Source organism: Streptomyces sp. NBC_00846 (genome assembly GCF_045207325.1).
Taxonomy (GTDB): Bacteria; Actinomycetota; Actinomycetes; order Streptomycetales; family Streptomycetaceae; genus Streptomyces.
The window spans coordinates 4,814,716-4,834,683 of sequence record NZ_CP108846.1; the positions used below are offsets into that span (position 1 = coordinate 4,814,716).

General features: G+C 69.1%; 18 protein-coding genes. 11 read left to right on the plus strand and 7 right to left on the minus strand.

The window, feature by feature from the left end:
• The first annotated feature begins 166 nt into the window (after positions 1 to 166).
• Positions 167 to 2,002 (plus strand): phosphoenolpyruvate carboxykinase (GTP), encoded by a 1,836-nt coding sequence (locus OG936_RS22335; protein WP_406496929.1) that lies wholly within the window; start codon positions 167 to 169, stop codon positions 2,000 to 2,002.
• 235 nt (positions 2,003 to 2,237) lie between these two features.
• Here the strand turns inward: OG936_RS22335 and OG936_RS22340 are convergent, their stop codons facing one another.
• The gene (locus OG936_RS22340) at positions 2,238 to 3,461 is read right to left on the minus strand and encodes a hypothetical protein (protein WP_406496931.1); all 1,224 of its coding nucleotides are present in this window, start codon (positions 3,459 to 3,461) and stop codon (positions 2,238 to 2,240) included.
• A 232-nt stretch (positions 3,462 to 3,693) separates the two neighbouring features.
• On the opposite strand from OG936_RS22340, the gene OG936_RS22345 reads away from it, so the two are divergent.
• Both OG936_RS22345 and OG936_RS22350 read left to right on the plus strand, forming a co-directional pair.
• Positions 3,694 to 5,259, plus strand: a complete 1,566-nt coding sequence (locus OG936_RS22345; RefSeq protein WP_406496932.1) for a glycosyltransferase family 39 protein — start codon at positions 3,694 to 3,696, stop codon at positions 5,257 to 5,259.
• Between the two features lie 141 nt (positions 5,260 to 5,400).
• Complete coding sequence (locus OG936_RS22350) at positions 5,401 to 6,516, plus strand: glycosyltransferase (protein WP_406496934.1); 1,116 nt, start codon at positions 5,401 to 5,403, stop codon at positions 6,514 to 6,516.
• A 151-nt stretch (positions 6,517 to 6,667) separates the two neighbouring features.
• On the opposite strand, the gene OG936_RS22355 is transcribed toward OG936_RS22350, so the two are convergent.
• The 3 genes from OG936_RS22355 to OG936_RS22365 form a co-directional block, all read right to left on the minus strand.
• On the minus strand, positions 6,668 to 7,072 hold the full coding sequence (locus tag OG936_RS22355) for a hypothetical protein (protein ID WP_406496936.1): 405 nt from the start codon (positions 7,070 to 7,072) through the stop codon (positions 6,668 to 6,670).
• Positions 7,073 to 7,175: 103 nt separating this feature from the next.
• On the minus strand, positions 7,176 to 8,387 hold the full coding sequence (locus OG936_RS22360; RefSeq protein ID WP_383752713.1) for a pyridoxal phosphate-dependent aminotransferase: 1,212 nt from the start codon (positions 8,385 to 8,387) through the stop codon (positions 7,176 to 7,178).
• A gap of 352 nt (positions 8,388 to 8,739) precedes the next feature.
• Positions 8,740 to 8,952 (minus strand): DUF4287 domain-containing protein, encoded by a 213-nt coding sequence (locus OG936_RS22365; RefSeq protein WP_406496938.1) that lies wholly within the window; start codon positions 8,950 to 8,952, stop codon positions 8,740 to 8,742.
• Positions 8,953 to 9,034: 82 nt separating this feature from the next.
• On the opposite strand from OG936_RS22365, the gene OG936_RS22370 reads away from it, so the two are divergent.
• The 3 genes from OG936_RS22370 (at position 9,035) to OG936_RS22380 (ending at position 10,540) form a co-directional block, all read left to right on the plus strand.
• Entirely contained in the window at positions 9,035 to 9,313 is a 279-nt protein-coding gene (locus tag OG936_RS22370) for a hypothetical protein (RefSeq protein ID WP_406496940.1), read from the plus strand.
• A gap of 76 nt (positions 9,314 to 9,389) precedes the next feature.
• Positions 9,390 to 9,518 carry a hypothetical protein gene (locus OG936_RS22375; RefSeq protein ID WP_406496942.1) on the plus strand — a complete coding sequence of 43 codons (129 nt, stop codon included), beginning with the start codon at positions 9,390 to 9,392 and terminating at the stop codon, positions 9,516 to 9,518.
• Positions 9,519 to 9,661: 143 nt separating this feature from the next.
• Entirely contained in the window at positions 9,662 to 10,540 is an 879-nt protein-coding gene (locus OG936_RS22380) for a serine protease (RefSeq protein ID WP_406496944.1), read from the plus strand.
• Positions 10,541 to 10,700: 160 nt separating this feature from the next.
• Here the strand turns inward: OG936_RS22380 and OG936_RS22385 are convergent, their stop codons facing one another.
• Together OG936_RS22385 and OG936_RS22390 are read right to left on the minus strand one after the other, a co-directional pair.
• The gene (locus tag OG936_RS22385) at positions 10,701 to 12,329 is read right to left on the minus strand and encodes an amidohydrolase family protein (protein ID WP_406496946.1); all 1,629 of its coding nucleotides are present in this window, start codon (positions 12,327 to 12,329) and stop codon (positions 10,701 to 10,703) included.
• 91 nt (positions 12,330 to 12,420) lie between these two features.
• On the minus strand, positions 12,421 to 13,779 hold the full coding sequence (locus OG936_RS22390; protein ID WP_406496948.1) for an alanine racemase: 1,359 nt from the start codon (positions 13,777 to 13,779) through the stop codon (positions 12,421 to 12,423).
• A 250-nt stretch (positions 13,780 to 14,029) separates the two neighbouring features.
• Here OG936_RS22390 and OG936_RS22395 point away from each other — a divergent pair, with 250 nt between their 5' ends.
• The 3 genes from OG936_RS22395 to OG936_RS22405 all read left to right on the plus strand — a co-directional run bounded on the left by OG936_RS22395 (position 14,030) and on the right by OG936_RS22405 (position 16,346).
• Positions 14,030 to 15,097 carry a sugar kinase gene (locus tag OG936_RS22395; RefSeq protein ID WP_406496949.1) on the plus strand — a complete coding sequence of 356 codons (1,068 nt, stop codon included), beginning with the start codon at positions 14,030 to 14,032 and terminating at the stop codon, positions 15,095 to 15,097.
• 73 nt (positions 15,098 to 15,170) lie between these two features.
• On the plus strand, positions 15,171 to 15,929 hold the full coding sequence (locus OG936_RS22400) for an IclR family transcriptional regulator (RefSeq protein WP_406496951.1): 759 nt from the start codon (positions 15,171 to 15,173) through the stop codon (positions 15,927 to 15,929).
• Positions 15,930 to 15,935: 6 nt separating this feature from the next.
• On the plus strand, positions 15,936 to 16,346 hold the full coding sequence (locus OG936_RS22405) for a RidA family protein (RefSeq protein ID WP_266415004.1): 411 nt from the start codon (positions 15,936 to 15,938) through the stop codon (positions 16,344 to 16,346).
• 200 nt (positions 16,347 to 16,546) lie between these two features.
• Here the strand turns inward: OG936_RS22405 and OG936_RS22410 are convergent, their stop codons facing one another.
• Positions 16,547 to 17,509 (minus strand): carbohydrate binding domain-containing protein, encoded by a 963-nt coding sequence (locus OG936_RS22410; protein ID WP_406500557.1) that lies wholly within the window; start codon positions 17,507 to 17,509, stop codon positions 16,547 to 16,549.
• 805 nt (positions 17,510 to 18,314) lie between these two features.
• Between OG936_RS22410 and OG936_RS22415 the strand changes: the two genes are divergently transcribed.
• Both OG936_RS22415 and cpaB read left to right on the plus strand, forming a co-directional pair.
• Positions 18,315 to 19,181 carry a hypothetical protein gene (locus OG936_RS22415; RefSeq protein WP_406496953.1) on the plus strand — a complete coding sequence of 289 codons (867 nt, stop codon included), beginning with the start codon at positions 18,315 to 18,317 and terminating at the stop codon, positions 19,179 to 19,181.
• 75 nt (positions 19,182 to 19,256) lie between these two features.
• On the plus strand, positions 19,257 to 19,964 hold the full coding sequence (gene cpaB, locus OG936_RS22420) for a Flp pilus assembly protein CpaB (RefSeq protein WP_406496955.1): 708 nt from the start codon (positions 19,257 to 19,259) through the stop codon (positions 19,962 to 19,964).
• Positions 19,965 to 19,968: the final 4 nt, after the last annotated feature.

The following is a 19,968-nucleotide window of genomic DNA, read 5'->3' on the forward strand; positions in this document are numbered from 1 at the left end:
ATGGGAGTGGCAATGCTCACGTGTGCGGCCCCCTGGACATATGGGCGCATCGGCCGGATGATCAAATGAGTGCGGTCGGCACCGGATGAGCGCCAGTGGGGTCGAAGCATCCGGGTCGCAGCCCCCACGGGGCCAACCAAACAGACACCCTCATCAAGGAGCGATCGTGGCGCGCGACATCGCGGCTCCCCTCACTGTCCCCACCAACCACCAGGAGCTCATCTCCTGGGTGAACGAGATCGCAGCCATCACCGAGCCGGACCGGGTGGTCTGGTGCGACGGTTCGGAGGCCGAGTACGAGCGCCTGTGCGGGGAGCTCGTGGCCAGGGGCACCTTCACGAAACTGGACGAGACCAAGCGCCCGAACTCCTACTACGCCGCGTCCGACCCGAGCGACGTCGCCCGGGTCGAGGACCGTACGTTCATCTGCTCCGAGAAGGAGGAGGACGCCGGTCCGACGAACCACTGGAAGGCCCCCGCCGAGATGCGGGCCATCTTCACCGGTGAGAAGGGCGTGTTCCGCGGCTCCATGCGTGGTCGCACCATGTACGTCGTGCCCTTCTGCATGGGCCCCGTCGGCTCCCCGCTCTCCGCGATCGGCGTCGAGATCACCGACTCCGCGTACGTCGCCGTCTCGATGCGCACCATGACCCGCATGGGACAGGCCGTCCTCGACGAGCTCGGCACCGACGGCTTCTTCGTCAAGGCCGTCCACACGCTGGGCGCACCCCTGGAAGAGGGCCAGGAAGACGTTCCGTGGCCGTGCAACAGCACCAAGTACATCTCGCACTTCCCCGAGGACCGCGAGATCTGGTCGTACGGCTCCGGCTACGGCGGCAACGCCCTGCTCGGCAAGAAGTGCTACGCGCTGCGTATCGCCTCCGTCATGGCCCGTGACGAGGGCTGGCTCGCCGAGCACATGCTGATCCTCAAGCTCACGCCGCCGCAGGGCGAGGGCGAGGGGCCGAAGTACATCGCCGCCGCGTTCCCGAGCGCCTGCGGCAAGACCAACCTCGCGATGCTGGAGCCGACGGTTCCCGGCTGGACCGTCGAAACCATCGGCGACGACATCGCCTGGATGCGGTTCGGTGAGGACGGCCGCCTCTACGCGATCAACCCCGAGGCCGGATTCTTCGGCGTCGCGCCCGGCACCGGCGAGCACACCAACGCCAACGCCATGAAGACCATGTGGGGCAACTCCGTCTTCACCAACGTCGCGCTCACCGACGACGGCGACGTCTGGTGGGAGGGCATGACGGAGACCGCTCCGGCCCACCTCACCGACTGGAAGGGCAACGACTGGACGCCCGCGTCCGAGACGCCGGCCGCCCACCCGAACGCCCGCTTCACCGTCCCGGCCGGCCAGTGCCCGATCATCGCGCCCGAGTGGGAGGACCCGCAGGGCGTGCCGATCTCGGCCATCCTCTTCGGTGGCCGCCGGGCCTCGGCCGTACCGCTGGTCACCGAGTCCTTCAACTGGCAGCACGGTGTCTTCCTCGGCGCCAACGTCGCCTCCGAGAAGACCGCCGCCGCCGAGGGCAAGGTCGGCGAGCTGCGCCGCGACCCGTTCGCCATGCTGCCGTTCTGCGGCTACAACATGGGCGACTACATGGCCCACTGGATCAAGGTCGGCGCGGACAAGAAGGACCAGTCGAAGCTCCCGAAGATCTACTACGTGAACTGGTTCCGCAAGAACGACGCGGGCAAGTTCGTGTGGCCGGGCTTCGGCGAGAACAGCCGCGTCCTGAAGTGGATCGTCGAGCGCCTGGAGGGCAGGGCCGAGGGCGTCGAGACGCCGATCGGCGTCCTGCCCGCCAGGGACGCCCTGGACACCACGGGCCTGGACCTCTCCGACGCCGACCTGGACTTCCTGCTCACGGTCGACAAGGAGGTCTGGCGCGAGGAGGCGGCGCTGGTCCCCGAGCACCTCAACACCTTCGGTGACCACACGCCGAAGGAGCTGTGGGACGAGTACCGCGCGCTGGTCGCCCGGCTCGGCTGACCCGCGCCCGTAGGACTGCGCGGCGGGCCAACCTGACATCCGCCCTGACCTGTGGGGTCATCACCGACCCGCCGCGTCCCGGCCCCCGAAGCCACCTCACCGGCTTCGGGGGCCGGACCTTTTCCGGGTTCCGGGCACTTCGGAGGCCGGCGGGACTCCGTGCACGCACGTGTGCCGTGCCCGGATCAACCAGGGCACGGCACACTTCAGAGGGAACCCGACGAGGTCGGGACCGCTACTTGCTCTTCGAGAGTCCCTTCTCGGCTGCGTGCGGGGCGACGCCGGACTTCAGCTCCTTGTTGAGGCCGAGGCTGTTCAGCAGTTCCTGCGTCGCGTTCGCGCTGGCGGACGACTGGTTCAGGTCCGGCGGGTTGCCGTTCACACCGTCGATGCCGGCCAGGGTCGCGCCGGGTACCTGGTCCTCGGCCTCCACCCATGTCGCGCCCGTGCAGTTGAGCGCCGGAACATTGCCCTGCGTGACCGTGCATTGGAGTTCGAAGACCTTGCCGCCGGTGGTGACCACCTCGAACCTGACGATGTTGTTGTGCTCTGTGACCGTGATGCCACAGGGGTTGGCCGGGTAGCCCGTGGTGGGGAGGGCCTGCCACGTGTACGGAGGTGTCGCATTGAAGGTCTGAATAGCCCCGAACGCGGCCCCGTCGGCCTTCAGTACGGCCTTGACCTCGAACTTGGCGTTGGTCTGGAAGGAGTCGATGGAGACGCACGGCCCGGTTGCCCCGGTGGCGCCCGTTGCCCCGGTGTTGCCCGTTGCGCCGGTGGTTCCGGTGGTTCCGGTGGTTCCGGTGGCTCCGGTGTTGCCGGTGGCTCCGGTGTAGCCGGTGGCTCCGGTGTTGCCGGTGGCTCCGGTGTAGCCGGTGGCTCCGGTGTTGCCCGTTGCTCCGGTGTAGCCGGTGGCTCCGGTGTTGCCCGTTGCTCCGGTGTAGCCGGTGGCGCCGGTGTTGCCGGTGGTTCCGGTGTTGCCGGTGGTTCCGGTGTTGCCCGTTGCGCCGGTGTTGCCGGTGGCGCCGGTGTTGCCGGTGGTTCCGGTGTTGCCCGTTGCGCCGGTGTTGCCGGTGGCGCCGGTGGTTCCGGTGGTTCCGGTGGTTCCGGTGTTGCCGGTGGCGCCGGTGTTGCCGGTGGCTCCGGTGTTACCGGTGGCTCCGGTGGCTCCGGTCTTGCCCTTGTGCTTCCCCTTCTCCTTGCACTTGTCCTGGCCGCCCAGGGCACCGGCTTCGCCGTAGCGGTGGTGCCACTTGCCCTTCTCCTTGCACTTGTCGCCGCCCTGCGCGCCCTCAGGGGCGGCCACTCCGGCCGTCTGCGACGTCGCGGCGATCGCCAGCGCGGGGCTGCTGAAGCCGAGCATGACGACGGCCAGCGATGCCACCGCACCGCCGGCGACCCATTTACCGCGCCGGGGAAGCGGGCCGAGCCCGGACGGGGTCCCGTTTTCAGGACTCATCTGTATTACTCCTTGGGGAACCGATTGGAATCTTCCGGAAGCTCCTTCGAGCCTTCTTGGGGATCTTTCGACAGCGAGGTCGTTGCGGTTGAGTGGTACGCGAAACGATCAACACAATGGCCCAGAGTAAGCACCCCATAAGAGATCCATTGGCGTTCCGTTCCTGCGCCGGTCGGTGCATGACCTGGATTCTCGGTTTGCGAGCGTCACACATGGGGGGCCGATCAGGCGAATGACGGCATTCTCCGTCCGTGGTTGTCCCGGGCGGCAATGCGGTGGCCTTATGACTGTTTCCGTGACGACCCTTACACGACCTGTTCAGAACACAGAGACTCAGCCGGAAATCACCAGGCGGCAACGGCCCTTTGGAGCATCTGTCGGTCTATGGATGTGGCCGACGCTGGCCACACTGGCCATCGCGATGCTCCGGATCAACGGCCCGGAGCTGGGCACCGATGAGCTCGTCACCTGGGATGCGGGCCATCGCAGCATGGGCCGGATTCTGGCGATGCTGCACAACGTCGACGCGGTGCATTCCACCTACTACGTACTGATGCACGGGTGGATGGCCGTCTTCGGCGACTCGGAGACAGCCATGCGTATGCCCTCGGCGCTGGCCATGAGCGCAACAGCGGCCCTGGTGGCACTGATCGGGCGCAGGCTTTTCGGCCCGCGTGCCGGGATGTGCGGCGGGATGCTCTTCGCCCTGATTCCCATCGTGAGCCGGTTCGCTCAGGAGGCCCGTAGCTACGCACTGGTGGTACTGGCCGCGACCTTGGCGACGTTCCTGCTGCTACGTGCGCTCGACATGCCTCGGCGCTGGTGGCGTTGGGCAGGGTATGCCCTGTGCGTGGCGGTCATCGGACTGCTGCACCTGGTCGCGCTGACCGTTCTGGCGGGGCATTGTGTCGCGGTGGTCCGCCGCGCCCGCCAGGAGGGACGGGTCCTCTGGTGCTTCTGCCTCGCCGCTCTGGCCGGTGCAGCCGGTGTGATCCCGGTGGTTGTGCTGGGCACGTCGCAAGCGTCCCGGCAGCTCTTCTGGGTTCCCGAGCCGGACGTGTGGGGACTGGCCGACATCTGGCCCGAGCTGTTCGCCTCGGCCCTGTGTGCCGGAGTGGTGATCACGCTGGCCGCAATGGCGTGCACGTGCACGGAGCGCCGCGATGCCCTTCTGTTGTGCGGCACCATGGCCGTACTGCCGCCCTTCGTACTGTGGGCGGCGTCCCACGGGGATGTCTCCTACTTCCGTTTTCAGTACGCCATGTTCACGGTGCCGGCCTGGACGGTGCTGGCGGGAGCCGGACTTGCCCGGGCGACGCGGTCCTGGCTGTCGGTTGCCGTGGCTCTGACCGTGCTCGGTCTGCTCGTGCTGCCCGACCAGCGCAGGATGAGAGCGGAATTCGAGCACGATGTCCCGCACAACGCGGACTACAAGGCAGCTGCGCGGACCATCGAAAAATTTTACCGCCCCGGGGATGCGGCGGTTTTCGTCAAGGGTGCTCCATGGATGCTCGACCAGGGAGTTCGTTACTATCTTCGGCCCGGTCCGGAGCTGCGGGAAGTCTTCGTCGCCGAATCGGCGGCCGAGAACAACGAACTGTTTCCGGTTTATTGTCCGGTTCCGGCCACGTGCTTGAGGGGCGAGAGCCGAATCTGGGTGGTGGTACCCGGCAATGATCCGGATCCGCTGAATACGGTCCCCGCGAATCAGGCCGAAGCGCTGCGTGCGCAGTACGCCACCACGGGGACGGTACGCCTCAGCGGTCTGACCGTCGCGCTTCTGGAGCGCATGCCATAGGGCCCGATCCTGCACCGCTCCGCCGCGGGAACGGTGCCGCGAGCAGCTCCAGCGACAACTCGACACGACTGCATGGCCGGTGTCGCTCAGTCAAGTACCTGTCCATTTCAGCCACTTACCTCACAGAGTTGGGTGAAACCTGTGAAATCAACAGTCTGCCTGAACATGATCGTCAAGGACGAGGCCCCGGTCATCCGGCGCTGCCTCGAATCCGTACGCCCCTTGATCGACACCTGGGTCATCCTGGACACGGGGTCGACCGACGGTACCCAGGACGTCATCCGTGACGTCTTCAGTGACCTGCCCGGCTCCCTGCACGAATCTCCCTGGAAGGGATACGACGGCAGCCGCAGCGAGGCGATCGATCTCGCACGCGACAAGGCGGACTACCTGCTGTTCATCGACGCCGACGACCTGATGGAGGTGGAGCCCGGCTTCCGCATGCCTGAGCTGACTCATGACGCCTACCACGTCGCGCTCCACGACGCGCCCGTTGTCCACTGGCGCCTTGCGCTGGTCTCGACCCGGCTGCCCTGGCGCTACGTCGGCGTCCTGCACGAGTACATCGACTGCGGAACGTCGTACAGCCTCGGGACGTTTGAAGGCGCCAACATCCTTTCGGTGGGCGGCGGCGCACGCCTGAGGGGGGAAGGCCAGCGGAAGAAGTACCTGCGCGATGCCGAGACCCTTCAGCAGGGCCTGATCAAGGAACCCGACAACTCCCGCTACGTCTTCTACCTCGCCCAGAGCTGGCGCGATGCCGGAGAGCCGGAGAAGTCACTTGCCGCCTACGACCGCCGGGCGGGCATGGGCGGCTTCGCCGAGGAGGTCTTCTGTTCCCATCTCTATGCCGCACGGCTCGCGGCAGAGCTGGAACGGCCGCCGACGGAGGTGGTCGACCGTTTCCTTCGCGCGCACGAAAGCCGCCCCTCGCGCGCCGAAGCCCTCGGTGAACTCGCACGCTATTGCCGCATGAACGGCCCGCGCTGGCCACTTGCGCACATGTTCGCGCGGCAAGCGGCGCAGATTCCGTACCCGAAGGACGTCCTGTTCGTCGAGTTCGAATGGTACGACTGGTGCGCACTCGACGAACTCGCCGTATCCGCCTACTGGGTTGGAGAGTACGAGGAGTCGAAGAGCTGCGGTGAACGCCTCCTCAAGGGCGGCAAGGTGCCCCCCGACCACCGCGACCGCGTGGTCGGCAACCTCGAATTCGCACAGAGCAAGCTGGGCTCGAAGGTACTCGTGGACGCCTGACCGGGCCGGCCCGACTGTAGTGGCCCCGGCTGGAGAGTTTCCGTGTCGGAGGCCGGTGACTGCGGCCGGACCGGGAGTCGCGCGGACGGTCGTGTGCGGCAATTTGGCGGCACCTGGTCCACGCGCCTCGACGGCCCGTGGACCGGGGCCGTCAGAGGGCGCCGACCAGTCGCGACGGGGCTGCGGGGGCGGCGGCGATCGCAGCCGTGTGGGCGTCCATGCGCTCGGCCGCGAGAATCGCGACGGCCGTGTCGGCGCGGGACGCGGCGACCACCAGCGCGCGGCCCGCGAGGGCGTGGGCGCGGCGGTGGAGCGTGAGCGCGGGTGTGTCGGTGCGACCGGCGTGCCGGGCGGGCGGCGCACCGCGCAGCCTGGCCACCTGCTCGGCGATACGGTCGCCCGCCACGCCGAGGTCCAGCTCGTCGGTGACCGCGAGAAGCGCGGCCAGGTGTCCGGCGAGCTGGATGTCCAGCTCCTCCTCGCGGGAACGGTGCGGGAAGTCGTCGGCGTGGTCGGCCGGTGTGTGGACCGATTTGGTGCGGATCGGTTCGTACATGGATGGCCTCCTGGTGATGCTGTGGAACCATCCTATCTTGGATTCTGTCTAAAGTTATTCGCAATCGATGTCGGGATGGGTGCTCGACCGTAGCGGCCGGCCGCTACGGCTGGCCGTACCCGTCCAGGAAGTGCGCGATCCGGGTCACCGCGTCCGTCAGATCCTCGGTCGACGGCAGCGTCACGACACGGAAGTGATCGGGCTCCGGCCAGTTGAACCCCGTACCGTGCACGACCATGATCTTCTCGGCCCGCAGCAGGTCGAGGACCATCTGCCGGTCATCCTTGATCTTGTAGACCTTGGGGTCGAGCCGCGGGAAGAGATACAGCGCCCCCTTCGGCTTCACACAGGTCACGCCCGGAATCTGCGTGAGCAGGTCGTACGCGACATCACGCTGCTCCAGGATCCGCCCGCCCGGCAGCACCAGGTCGTTGATCGACTGCCGCCCGCCGAGCGCGCTGGCCACGGCGTGCTGCGACGGCATATTGGCGCAGAGCCGCATGTTGGCGAGGATCGTCAGCCCCTCGATGTACGAGGAGGCGTGCGCCTTCGGCCCGCAGACCGCCAGCCACCCCGAGCGGTATCCGGCCACCCGGTAGTTCTTGGAGAGCCCGTTGAAGGTGAGCACCATCAGATCGGGTGCGATCGTCGCGGTCGGGGTGTGGGTCGCTCCGTCGTACAGGATCCGGTCGTAGATCTCGTCGGAGCAGACGACCAGGTTGTGGCGCCGGGCGATCTCCGTCAGCCCGCGCAGCATCTCGTCGTCGTAGACGGCGCCCGTCGGATTGTTCGGGTTGATGATCACGATCGCCTTGGTGCGGTCGGTGATCTTCCGCTCGATGTCGGCGAGGTCCGGCATCCAGTCGGCCTGCTCGTCGCACCGGTAGTGCACGGCCGTACCGCCGGCCAGCGACACCGAGGCGGTCCACAGCGGATAGTCCGGCGCCGGTACGAGGACCTCGTCGCCGTCGTCGAGCAGCGCCTGCATCGACATCTGGATCAGCTCGGAGACGCCGTTGCCCAGGTAGATGTCCTCGACGTCGAGATCGATGCCCTTGGTCTGGTAGTGCTGCATCACCGCCCGCCGCGCCGACAGCAGCCCCTTCGCGTCGCCGTAGCCGTGCGCCCCGGAGAGGTTGCGCAGTATGTCTTCGAGGATCTCGGGCGGGCACTCGAACCCGAACGCGGCAGGGTTGCCGGTGTTCAGCTTGAGGATGCGATGGCCGGCCGCTTCCAGCCGCATCGCCTCCTCCAGCACGGGGCCCCGGATTTCGTAACAGACATTGGCGAGCTTCGTGGACTGGATGACCTGCATGTCTGGGAGCTTACGACCGTGTTTCACGGGTCGCCCGGGCTTTGCTCCCGGATTGCCCCACCCGGGTACTCCCGACGTCCCGCCCCGGCTTCCATCCCCATGCACCCACCACCCCCGAACCGTGGGAACGCCGGTCTGGGCGGGGGCCGGGCTTGGAATGGGCCGGAACGGGGACGTGACGGACTCGGCCGGGTGAGAAGCGCCACGTCAGCGGAAGTGTTCGGAGCGTGACGTATTGCCTCGGCGTCGGGCTGACCGCCAGAGCCAGATCGACCGTGCTGTCCGCGCCCAGAAGGTCTGCGACAGCATCCTCGTGGACGCCGAGCGGCCGCTGCCCTGACGGGCGGGGCCGTTACTTGGCCTTGTCCTCGGCGAGCGTGTGCGCGACCAGGGCGTTGGCGTGCCCGTGGCCCAGACCGTGCTCGGACTTGAGCCAGTTGACGATCTCCATGTGCCTGGTCAGCGGCGAGGACCGGATGAGGTCCTTCCACTCCGCTACCGGGCGGCCGTACTTCTTCTCGATCGACGGGAAGTAGCTGGCAGGGCCTTTCACTGCATCAGTCATGGCGGCATTCTGCCATCGTCGACGCTGATCGCCCGGGCGAAATCCGGTGGGCGACGGTGCCCCGCGACCGTACGGTCCCACCATGGACTGGCAGACGTGGCACGACCAGTACGACGTCCCCGACTCATGGCTGTCACGCCGGCCGCGGGCGGTCTCGGCCCGGATCCGGGCAGCCCTCGATGCCGCGCCTCCCGGCCCGCTCCGGGTGATCAGCGTGTGCGCCGGCCAGGCGGGGCACGGCGTCGGCGCGCACCGCTTCACCGGTGAGCCGCACCGACTGGCCGAGGAAAAGCGCATGTTCGACTTCGTCGGCTACGACGTACTCGAGGCGCGGGCGCAGGCGAAGCCGGGCAGCAGCTGATAACGAAAGCCGTCGCCGCCGTCGGCCGATCGCAATCCGAGTGCGGCGGCGGACCGCGCTTCGGCACCCTGCGCCGATGAACGCAGTTCCTTCCCCGTCGCCGCAGGTACAAGCCCTGAGCCAGGTCGCGTCCCGGTCCGCGGGCAGGCCGCTCGACCCCGCCCTGCCCCTGACGCTGAACTTCCACCCCGACCGGACGGCCTGAGACCGGACCGTCCGATACCGGGCGGCTTGAAACACCCCTTGTGGGGCCCCCTCCTGTAAGCCAACATGCGCATGTCAAAACCGAGATTCTTCGGTCTCAGGGGCCACCGGGGCCCCGGACAGGCAACCAGAGGGGACCCCCACATGAAGAAGCCTCTCGTCGGCGCGCTCTTCACCGTTCTGCTCCTCGGAGCGGGAATCGCACCCGCGACCGCGGCCGCCGGCCACGACGCGGCAGCGGCCGGCACGGTCAAGGAACAGATCGAGCCCAAGGCACAGATCAAGCCCAAGGCCGTCAACTTCGCCGGAACCGTGGCGCTCAGCAACTGTTCCGGCTCCGTCATCCGTACTCCCGACTCCCAGCCCTCCGACCCCGCGCTCGTGCTCTCCAACGGGCACTGCATGGAGTCGGGTTTCCCGGCGCCGGGCAAGGTGGTGTTCGACCAGCCGTCCACCCGTAGCTTCACCCTGCTGAACGCCGCCGGCAGCGGTGTCGGCACGCTGCGGGCCAGCAAGATCGCGTACGGGACGATGACCGACACCGACATTTCGGTGTACCAACTCACCAGTACCTACGCCCAGATCGAGAGCAGCTACGGCATCAAGGCCCTGGAACTCAACACCGCGCACCCCGTCCAGGGCACCGCGATCACGGTCGTCTCCGGCTACTGGAAGCGTACGTACGCCTGCAACGTGGACGGTTTCGTCTACCGCCTCAAGGAGGGTGCGTGGACCTGGAAGGACTCGGTCCGCTACACCTCCGGCTGCAAGACCATCGGGGGTACGTCCGGCTCCCCGGTGATCGACAACGCGACCGGCAAGGTCGTCGCCGTCAACAACACCGGCAACGAGAACGGTCAGCGCTGCACGGACAACAATCCGTGCGAGGTCGACGAGAGCGGCAATGTGACGGTGCGCCAGGGCATCAACTACGCCCAGGAGACCTACGGCATCGTGCCGTGCATCGGCACCGGCAACAAGTTCGACCTCAGCCGGCCCGGGTGTGTCCTGCCCAGGCCGTAAACGTGTGAGCCCCGTCGCCGCCGCGCCGCCCGTCGGGTGTCGCGGCGGCGACGGGCGGCGGAGGGGACGGAGACCTCAAAGGCCATGGACCCTCACAGACCCTGGACCCTCACAGGCCCTGGACCCTCACAGGCCCTGGACCCTCACAGGCCCTGGACCCTTACAGACCCTGGACGCGGCCCGCTCCCCGTACCGCCCGGCCCGCCAGTGCCTGTGTCCGGTTGCCGTCCTCGATGACGAAGCGGCCGTCGATCAGGACGTGCGGGATGCCGACCGGCAGGGTGCGCGGTTCCTCGAACGTCGAGCCGGCCGCCACTGTCGTCGGGTCGAAGAGGACCAGGTCCGCGCGGTAGCCCTCGCGGACGTACCCCCGGTCGGCCAGGCGCAGTCGCCGCGCCGGGCGGGAGGTGAGGCGGGCGACGCACTCCTCCAGTGACAGGACGCCCAACTCCCGTACGTACCGGCCGAGATACTGCGGAAACGTGCCGTACGCGCGGGGGTGCGGTTTGTCGCCCTGGAGGATGCCGTCGCTGCCGCCGGTGTGCACCCGGTGACGCATGATCTGCCGGACGTTCTCCTCGTGGCCCACGTGCTGGAGGATCGTGGAGCCGAGCCGGTCCTCGACGAGCAGCCGGCGGGCCGTCACCCAGGGCGCCTCGCCGCGCAGGCGGGCCGACTCCGCCACGGTGCGGCCGACATGCCCGGCGAGGGCGGGCACGCTCACGCCCGAGATCTCGATCGTGTCCCACTCGATCGGCACGCCGTGGCAGCCGTCCGAGCCCAGCACCTCCAGGTGGTGCCGGATCCGTTCCGCCGTCGCGTCGTCCGCGAGCCGGGTGAGGACCGCCTCGGGTCCGCCCTCGCTCGCCCAGCTCGGCAGCATCGCGACGAGCGTCGTGCAGCCGGGGGTGTACGGGTAGGTGTCCAGGGAGATGTCGGCGCCCGCGGCGAGGGCGTCGTCGAGCAGGGCGAGGAGCTCCGGCGCCCTGCCCTTGTTCACGCCGAAGTTCATGGTGGCGTGGGCGAGATGGAGGGCGCAGCCCGCGTTCCTGGTGAGCTGCACCATCTCCTCGTAGGCGCCGAGCGCGCCCGCCCCGTAGGAGCGGTGGTGTGGGCAGTAGTAGCCGCCGTACCGGGCCACCACCCGGCACAGTTCGGTGAGTTCGGCGTCGTCCGCGTACATGCCGGGGGTGTACGTGAGGCCGGAGGACATGCCGACCGCGCCGTCCGCCATGCCCTGGGCGACGAGTTCCTTCATCCGGGTCAGCTCGGCGTCGGTGGCCGGGCGGTCCTCCCAGCCCATCGCGTACATCCGGACCGTGCCCTGCGGGACGAGGTAGGCGGCGTTGACCGCGATGCCCTGGCCGCCGAAATTGCGGTCGAGGCGGTCCAGGTATTCGCCGACCGTGCGCCAGTCGAGGTCGACGTCCGAACCGTCGCCGTTCCAGCCGGTGATCGTCTTCCGTACCTCGGTGAGCGTACGGTCGTCGACCGGGGCGTACGACAGGCCGTCCTGGCCGAGGACTTCGAGCGTCACGCCCTGTGCGGCCTTGGCGCTGTGGTCGGGGTCGCGGAGCAGCGCGAGATCGCTGTGCGCGTGCATGTCGACGAAGCCGGGGGAGAGGACGAGCCCGTCGGCGTCGAGGACGCGGCGGGCGGTGGGGCGCGGCCCCGGCGCGTGTTCGGGGTGGATCTCGACGATCCGGCCGTCGCCGATGGCCACGTCGGCGCGGCGGGCGCGGGCGCCGGTGCCGTCGACGACGTCGGCGTTGCGGATGACCAGGTCCATGGGGGTTCCAAATCAAGCCCCTCCGGCGATTGAGGAGCGGGGGAGTCCGGGGGTGGGAGCCCCCGGACCCGGGAATGGGCCGGCAGGGGAATCAGAAGAACGTGCGGATGTAGTCCGTGACGGTGCCGTCCGCCGTGACGAGCGGAATCAGCTGCCACTTGTCGAAGCTCGTGCACGGATGAGACAGGCCCATCCCCACCCAGTCGCCCACCTCCAGCTCCGCGCCCGGCTCCGTACGCACCCATGTGTGCTGGTCCGACAGGCCGCTGACCGTGACACCCGTCGCGGGCCGGACCGTGCCGTCGCGGCCGGACCGGACGACCTGGGCCTGCGGGAGGTCGAGGTCGTACGCCGCGTCCCGCTTGCCCGCGTTGAGGAACGCCTGCTCGGGGGAGGGCCGGGAGACCACCTGCGCCCAGAGCCGGAAGGCGGGCTGCAGGGCCCCCTCCTCCGGGACGCGGTTGAACGGGGTGAGGCGGCGGTAGTGGACGTCGTCGTGCGAGACGTACGCCCCCGAGCGCAGCAGCTTGAGCACCGCACCGGAGAGGTCCGGGACGTCCGCGAACACGTCCGCCACCGCGTCGAACCACGCGCTGCCGCCCGCGCTGATCACGATCTTCTCGCCGGCCGCCACCGCCGCGTCGAACCTGCCCGCGCGATCGAAGCCGACGGCCAGCGCCACGAGCCGGCGCAGCCACTCCCGTACCCGCTCGCCGGACGCCTCCGGCACCTCGCCCTCGTAACCGGCCACGCCCACCAGGCGCAGCGTCCCGGTCGCGGCCACCGCGTCGGCGACCGCCGCGCAGTCGGCCTCGGTACGGGCACCGGTACGCGCGCCCTCGCCCGCGCCCAGCTCCACGACGACGTCGACCGGGCGGGAGGCGTCCGCCGCCCGCAGCGCCTCGTCCATCAGCTCCACGCCGCGCACCGAGTCGACGTAGCAGACGAAGTGGAAGTCCGGGTCGCGATCCAGCTCGCCGGCCAGCCAGCGCAGGGCCACGGCGTCGACGAGCTCGTTGGCGAGGAAGATCCGCCGGATCCCGTAGGCCCGGTAGACCCGCGCCTGGTGCGGCACGGCCGCGGTGATGCCCCAGGCGCCGTGCGCCAGCTGGCGGGCGAAGAGCTGCGGGGACATCGACGTCTTGCCGTGCGGCGCGAAGGCGAGCCCGTGGCGCTCCGCGTACGTCTCCAGAAGGGCGAGATTGTGCTCGACCGACTCGGCGGACAGGGCGAGCACCGGGGTGGTGAAGCCGTCCGTGAAGAGATTGCGCCGCTCGGCGGCGAGCGCGCCGACGGTCAGGCCCTCCGCGTCGGGCGGGAGCGCCTTGAAGCGGTGGTCGACCAGCTCGTCGGCAAGTCCGGCCGCAAGTTCGGCCACGGGACGGTCGGCGGCCAAGGGGGCCTCCTCGATCGAAGTATCGTTGCAGCATATGCAACACCCATTGCGCATAGCGCTTGAGGCTGTCTAACATCCGAGCCGACGCCGGGTCAATGCCCAGTGCCGTGCGCGGCGAAGCCTGCCGGGCGTCGGAACGGGTGCGGAACCAGTGCCGGTATCGGAGCCGGTGCTGGTGCTGGTGCCGATGTCGGAGCCGGAGCCGGTGTCGGAGCCGGCACCGAGTCGGTGCCAAAGCCCGTGCCGCCCCACCGAACCGCTGTCCCGCAGCACCGAACCCGCCGACCCCCGCGAGGAGCCCCGAGTGTCCGGAACCCCGGCCAGGACCGCCGACGCCGACACGGCCACCGATGTCGTGTGCCTCGGCGAGTCCATGGTGACGTTCCTGCCGTCGCAGCCCGGACGCCTCGCCGACGTACCCACCTTCGGCCGCGGTATCGGCGGCGCCGAGTCCAATGTCGCCTGCGCGCTCGCCGCGGCCGGGCACCGGGCGGCCTGGGTCGGCCGGATCGGTGCGGACGGGTTCGGGGACCACCTCGTCGAGACGATCGCCGGGTACGGGGTCGACACCTCCGCCGTCCGGCGCGACCCGGTGCGGCCCACCGGGATCTACTTCCGTACGGCGACGGACCGGGCCACCGACGTGCACGAGGTCGCGTACTACCGGGCCGGGTCCGCGGCCTCCGCGATGTCCCCGGACAACGTCCCGTACGAGGCGCTGTTCGCGGGCCGCGTCCTGCACCTGTCCGGCATCACGGCGGCGCTCTCCGCCGACTGCCTGGCGCTGCTGCGCGACCTGACGGCCCCGCGCCCCGGCCGCCCGCTCGTCTCCTTCGACGTCAATCACCGCCCTGGCCTGTGGCGCGACGCCGACGCGGCTCCCGCGGTGCTCCTGGACCTGGCGCGCCGCTCCGACCTCGTCTTCGTCGGCGAGGACGAGGCGGAGGAGGCATGGGGGGTGTGCGGGGCGGACGCGATTCGCGCGGTACTGCCGGAGCCGGGGGTGCTGGTCGTGAAGCGGGGGGCCGAGGGGGCGACGGTGTTCTCGGGGCCCCGCTCCTCAGGCGCCGCAGCGGCTGACACCGTCACCACCGTCCCCGCCCTCCACGTCGACGTCGTCGCCCCCGTCGGCGCCGGTGACGCCTTCGCCGCCGGGTACCTCTCCGCCACCCTCCGCGACCTCCCCGTACGCGAGCGCGTCCGGCACGGCCACCTCATGGCCGCCGCCGTCCTCACCGTTCCCGGCGACCTCACCGTCCCCGCGGCCCGCGCGCACGCCGACGTCCTTGCCGCACTCGACGACGAGGCCTGGGGGAGACTTCGTCTCGGCCCCGGGTGGACGGGGGACGACCAGGAGGTACGTACGACATGAGCGGGCGCAGCGAGCGAGCAGACAAGAGGGGCGTCCCGGGCGACGACCGGGCCGAGGGCAGCGAGGCACGCGCATGAGCCAGACCGTCGACCGGGCGCTGAGCATCCTGCCCCTGCTCGCCCAGGGGCCCGCCGACCTCGGGCAGGTCGCCGAGCGGCTCGGCGTCCACAAGTCCACCGCGCTGCGCCTGCTCCGTACGCTCCACGAACACGGGCTCGTCTACCGCCAGCAGGACCAGCGCTACCGCCTCGGCGCCCGCCTCTTCGCGCTCGCGCAGGAGGCCGTGGAGAACCTCGACGTACGCGAGATCGCCCACCCTCATCTCGCCGAACTCAACGAGAGCTGCGGCCACACCGTGCATCTCGCGGTGTACGAGGAGCACGAGGTCCTCTACATCGACAAGGTCGAGAGCCGTTACCCGGTCCGGATGTACTCGCGGATCGGGAAGCCCGTCGCGATCACCGTCGCCGCCGTCGCGAAACTGCTCCTCGCCGACCTCACCGAGCCCGAGCGGCGCGCCATCGCCGAGAAGCTCGACTACCCCATGTACACGCCCCGTTCGATTCCGAACGCCGGTGCGTTCCTCAAGGAACTCGCCGTCGTCCGCGAACAGGGCTGGGCCACCGACCTCGGCGGCCACGAGGAGTCCATCAACTGCATCGGCGCCCCCATCCGGGGCGCGGACGGGCGGGTCGTCGCCGCGATGTCGGTCTCCGCACCCAATGTCGTCGTCACGGCCGAGGAACTCCTCACCCTGCTCCCGCTGTTGCGCCGCACCGCCGACGCCATCAGCCGGGAGTACTCCGGCACCAACCCACCCAAGAAAGCCTGAACAGCCATGACCGAGAAGATCGCCCTCACCCCGAGCACCCACACCACCCCGCCCGCGAAGTTCTCGCACGGGGTGAAGAAGGGGAACATCCTCCAGGTCGCCGGCCAGGTCGGCTTCCTTCCCGCAGTAGAGGGCCAGGCCCCGACCCCCGCCGGTCCGACGCTGCGCGAGCAGACCCTCCAGACCTTCGCCAACGTCAAGGCGATCCTGGAGGAGGGCGGTGCGAGCTGGGACGACGTGATGATGATGCGCGTCTACCTCACGGACGTGGACCACTTCGCCGAGATGAACGAGATCTACAACACCTACTTCGGCGAGCAGGACCTGAAGGCGGCCCCCGCCGCCCGTACGACGGTCTACGTCGGCCTCCCCAAGGGCCTGCTCATCGAGATCGACGCGCTCGCGGTCCTCGGCTGATCCAGCTGATCCACTTGCCGCACCCGCCTCACCGCACCACCGCGCATGGCACGGCGCCCCGCACCACAGGAGCACCGTGCCGCGCTCCCCCGGCGGCGTGCTGAGCCTGGTGATCTGGCGGCCCCTCTCGTACGTACGCACACGTGCAGCAGCGCCGCCGGGGGAGCGGCGGCGCTGCTGGCCACTGGTGCCGGACGGGGTTACGGCAGACCGTGGACGTGCGGGGCCACCGCGTTCGACCAGGAGTTGCCCGACTTCGCGTCCCAGTTGGTCGACCAGGTCATCGCGCCGCGGAGACCCGGGTAGGCCTTCGAGGGCTTGAAGGTGCCGCAGTTGGTGCCCGAGGCCAGGCAGTCCAGGGCCGCGTTCACGACCGAGGGCGCCACGTAGCCGCTGCCCGCGCCGCTGGTGGAGGCGGGGACGCCGAGGCCGACCTGCGACGGGTCGAGGCCGCCCTCCAGTTGGATGCAGGCGAGCGCGGTGAGGAAGTCCACCGAGCCCTGCGAGTAGACCTTGCCGTCGCAGCCCAGCATCGAACCGCTGTTGTAGTACTGCGTGTTGACGACGGTCAGGATGTCCTTGATGCCGAGCGCCGTCTTGAAGTACTCGCTCTCGGGCGTGGGGTCGGTGCCGCCGCCCCCGTCGGGGCCGTTGACCGAGATGTCGTCCGCGTAGTAGGCGGCCTGCCCGTACCAGCCGTGCGTGTACACCGTGACCGAGGTGGTGCTCGGACCGGTCTTGAAACTGGTGGTCAGCTGGGTCCAACCGGTGGAGCCGGGGGACCAGGTCGACACGTCGGTGGTTCCGGTGCCGCTCGCGCCGAGGTACGCGTACCCGCCCTGCACCCAGGAGCTGAGCGTGTACGTCGAGCCGGGCTTCACGGCCACGGTCTGGGTGCACTGCGCGTTGTCCTGGCCGGCCGGGGTGGCCTTGAGGGCGGCGGTGCCCCCGTGCACGGGGGAGGAGACGGTGGTGCCGCTGCCGGCGGAACAGGTCCAGTTGGTGAGCCCCGACTCGAAGCCCGCGTTCTTGGCGACGTTGACATCGGCGGCCTGGGCGTTGCCGACGAGGCCGGTGGCGGTCAGCGCGCCGGCCGCGAGGACGGCCAGGGCGCCACCGAGGAGCGGTCGCGTGTGGCGCCTGCGGAGTCCGTGGCCGCTGATGGGGGAAGGTTCCACTTTGCTGCCTCCGTGGGGGAGTTGGGGGATGCCCGGCAGGGGTGTTGGGATGCCGGGCGGTCGTGCTGGGGGGAAGCGCCCGAGCGGGGGTGCTCGGGGGTGCCCGGGGACGAGCCGGCGGGGTTGACCGGCGGTACCTCGGGCTGTCCTGGGAGTGGCGCGGGGATGAAGGGGGAGTGGAGCCGGGCGACGGTGGTCACCGCTGGCCGATAAACTGGTCCAGACCAATCAAGTTGTCAAGACCTCTGGCAGCGAGAGCTGCGCGGACCGTGTCCGCCGACCCGCTCTCCGCCCGCTCTCCGCCCTCTCTGTCGCCCTGCCTGCCGTCCGCCTGCCGACCGTCCCCGAGAGCCCCCGCGCACGTTCCGGAACGGCCTTGGGTCCCAAAGAAATTGACGTTTTGTTGACCGGGCATGCCCCGTGCGGGTGACGTGACCCAGATGTCCGGACAGTGACGATCCGGCCCTCGCCCGGCCGCCGGGCCGCCGGTTCCGCATCCGGCCTGACGTGCGGAAATGAATTCCGGCCGCAGGAAAACGAAAGACGGATTCGTAACACTCCGCAGTGGTACAGGAGTTAACCGTTTCGGATTTGGTCCGATTTAGCACGGAGGCGTTGCCCGGACATCTCATACATGTTGTCGTACTGGCCTCCGAAAAGTGTTCTCTGCCAGGTAAGACGTGGATAAAGTGCTGAGGCAGAACCGCGGAGCAGGAGCGATTGCGGCCTACGTCATGACCGGCGTTTGGCCGGAGCCGAAACGGGGAACAGCGTGCCGACCGCAATAGCAGTGACCAGTGCTGATCTAGTACTACCTCCGACCGATCAGCAGACACCGACAGCCGCCCTGTTGCAGGCTCCCGACGCCCAGGCGCTGGAGATGGCCATCGGCGACATGCACGTGCTGCTCGAACAGCACGGGTACGTCGTCGCCGTCTACCCGGCCAGCATCGCGCCCGCCCACGAGCGCCGCCTGTACGCCGTACGCTCCGTCCTCGAGAGCGACCGCATCGCGCTGCTCAAGGTGGACCTCCCCCCCTTGGGTGTCGCCGTACTCGTCAGGCAGTTGCGCCAGTTGTCCATCTGTGACTTCAGCCCGGGAGTGGTCGCCTCCGCCGCCCGGCTGCTGTCCCACTACATCCACGCGGGCGCCCTGCTGAACTCGGTCACCAAGTTCGACCGGGTCCCGGTCGATCTCAGGATGCACGCCACGTCCTGGGTGCCGGGCTCCCAGTTCGTCGTGGTCGCGGGACCGGACCCGCAGCTCGTCAAGGTCGGCCCGAAGGCGGTCCTGCCGACCGGCCCGGAGTTCGCCACCGACCTGATGACCGCCAAGGGGCAGTCCCCATCGGAATGGGTGAAGCGGACTCTCGCACCCGCCTGGCAGGTCCAGTCCATTCACGAGGCACCGCTTCCGTCCGATTCCCCGGCCTGGTGGGGAACCGGAAAACTGGTGGAATTCGCCGCCTATCTTCCAGACATCTCCGTCCTGTACCAATTGGTGTCCTCCGTACGTCGCGAGAACTGCCACTGGTGCGGAATGGAGCTCATCGGTGACCGCTGCGGGTTCTGCTCCTCCCCGCTGCCCGCGGCCGAGAGCCGAATGCACCCCGCCGGTGTCCTCAGCCAGGGAGCGCCCGCACCACCGCTGTTCTAGCGCTTCCGCTTTCCTCCGTAGACGCCCTTCTGTCCGCTGCCCCACGCATCCGATTCGAACGAGGTTGTCCGGCCCATGAACTCCCGCCAGCGCCGCGGCGTGATACTCCTGCTTCTGTCGGTCCTGTGCGCCTTCGGCGCCTTCGCCGGCGTGCTCTCGGTGATCAGCGACGTCAACTCCAAGGTCGGCCCCGAGGTCTCGGCCTACCAGCTGAAATCCGACGTGGCGCCCTATACAGCCCTGTCCTCCGGTCAGTTCGAGAAGATCTCGATGCCGAAGCGCTGGCTGTCCGCCAACGCGGTGACCGATCTCTCCGAGGTGAACGGCAAGATCGCCGTCACCCAGCTGCGCAAGGGCTCACTGCTCCAGTCCGACATGATGCAGAAGCGCCCCGAACTGCAGCCCGGGGAGCAGGAGATCGCCATCATGATCGACGCCGCGACCGGCGTCGCGGGCAAGATCACACCCGGCGCCACGGTCAACATCTACGCCACCTTCGCCGGTGAGCGCGACGGCGACCCCTCCCAGTCGAAGGTCATCGTCTCCAACGCCAAGGTGCTGGACGTCGGCAAGCTCACCGCCCTGGAGCCGAGCCGCGACGGCAAATCCAACATGGGCACCGAGGCCGTCCCGATCACCTTCGCGCTCAACACGCTCGACACCCAGCGCATCGCCTACGCCGAGTCCTTCGCCGCGCATGTACGCCTCGCGCTCCTGGCCTCCGGAAGCGACGCCACCATCCGCCCGGGCGACCGCACCTACACGCTCGACAAGGACAAGTGAGGAT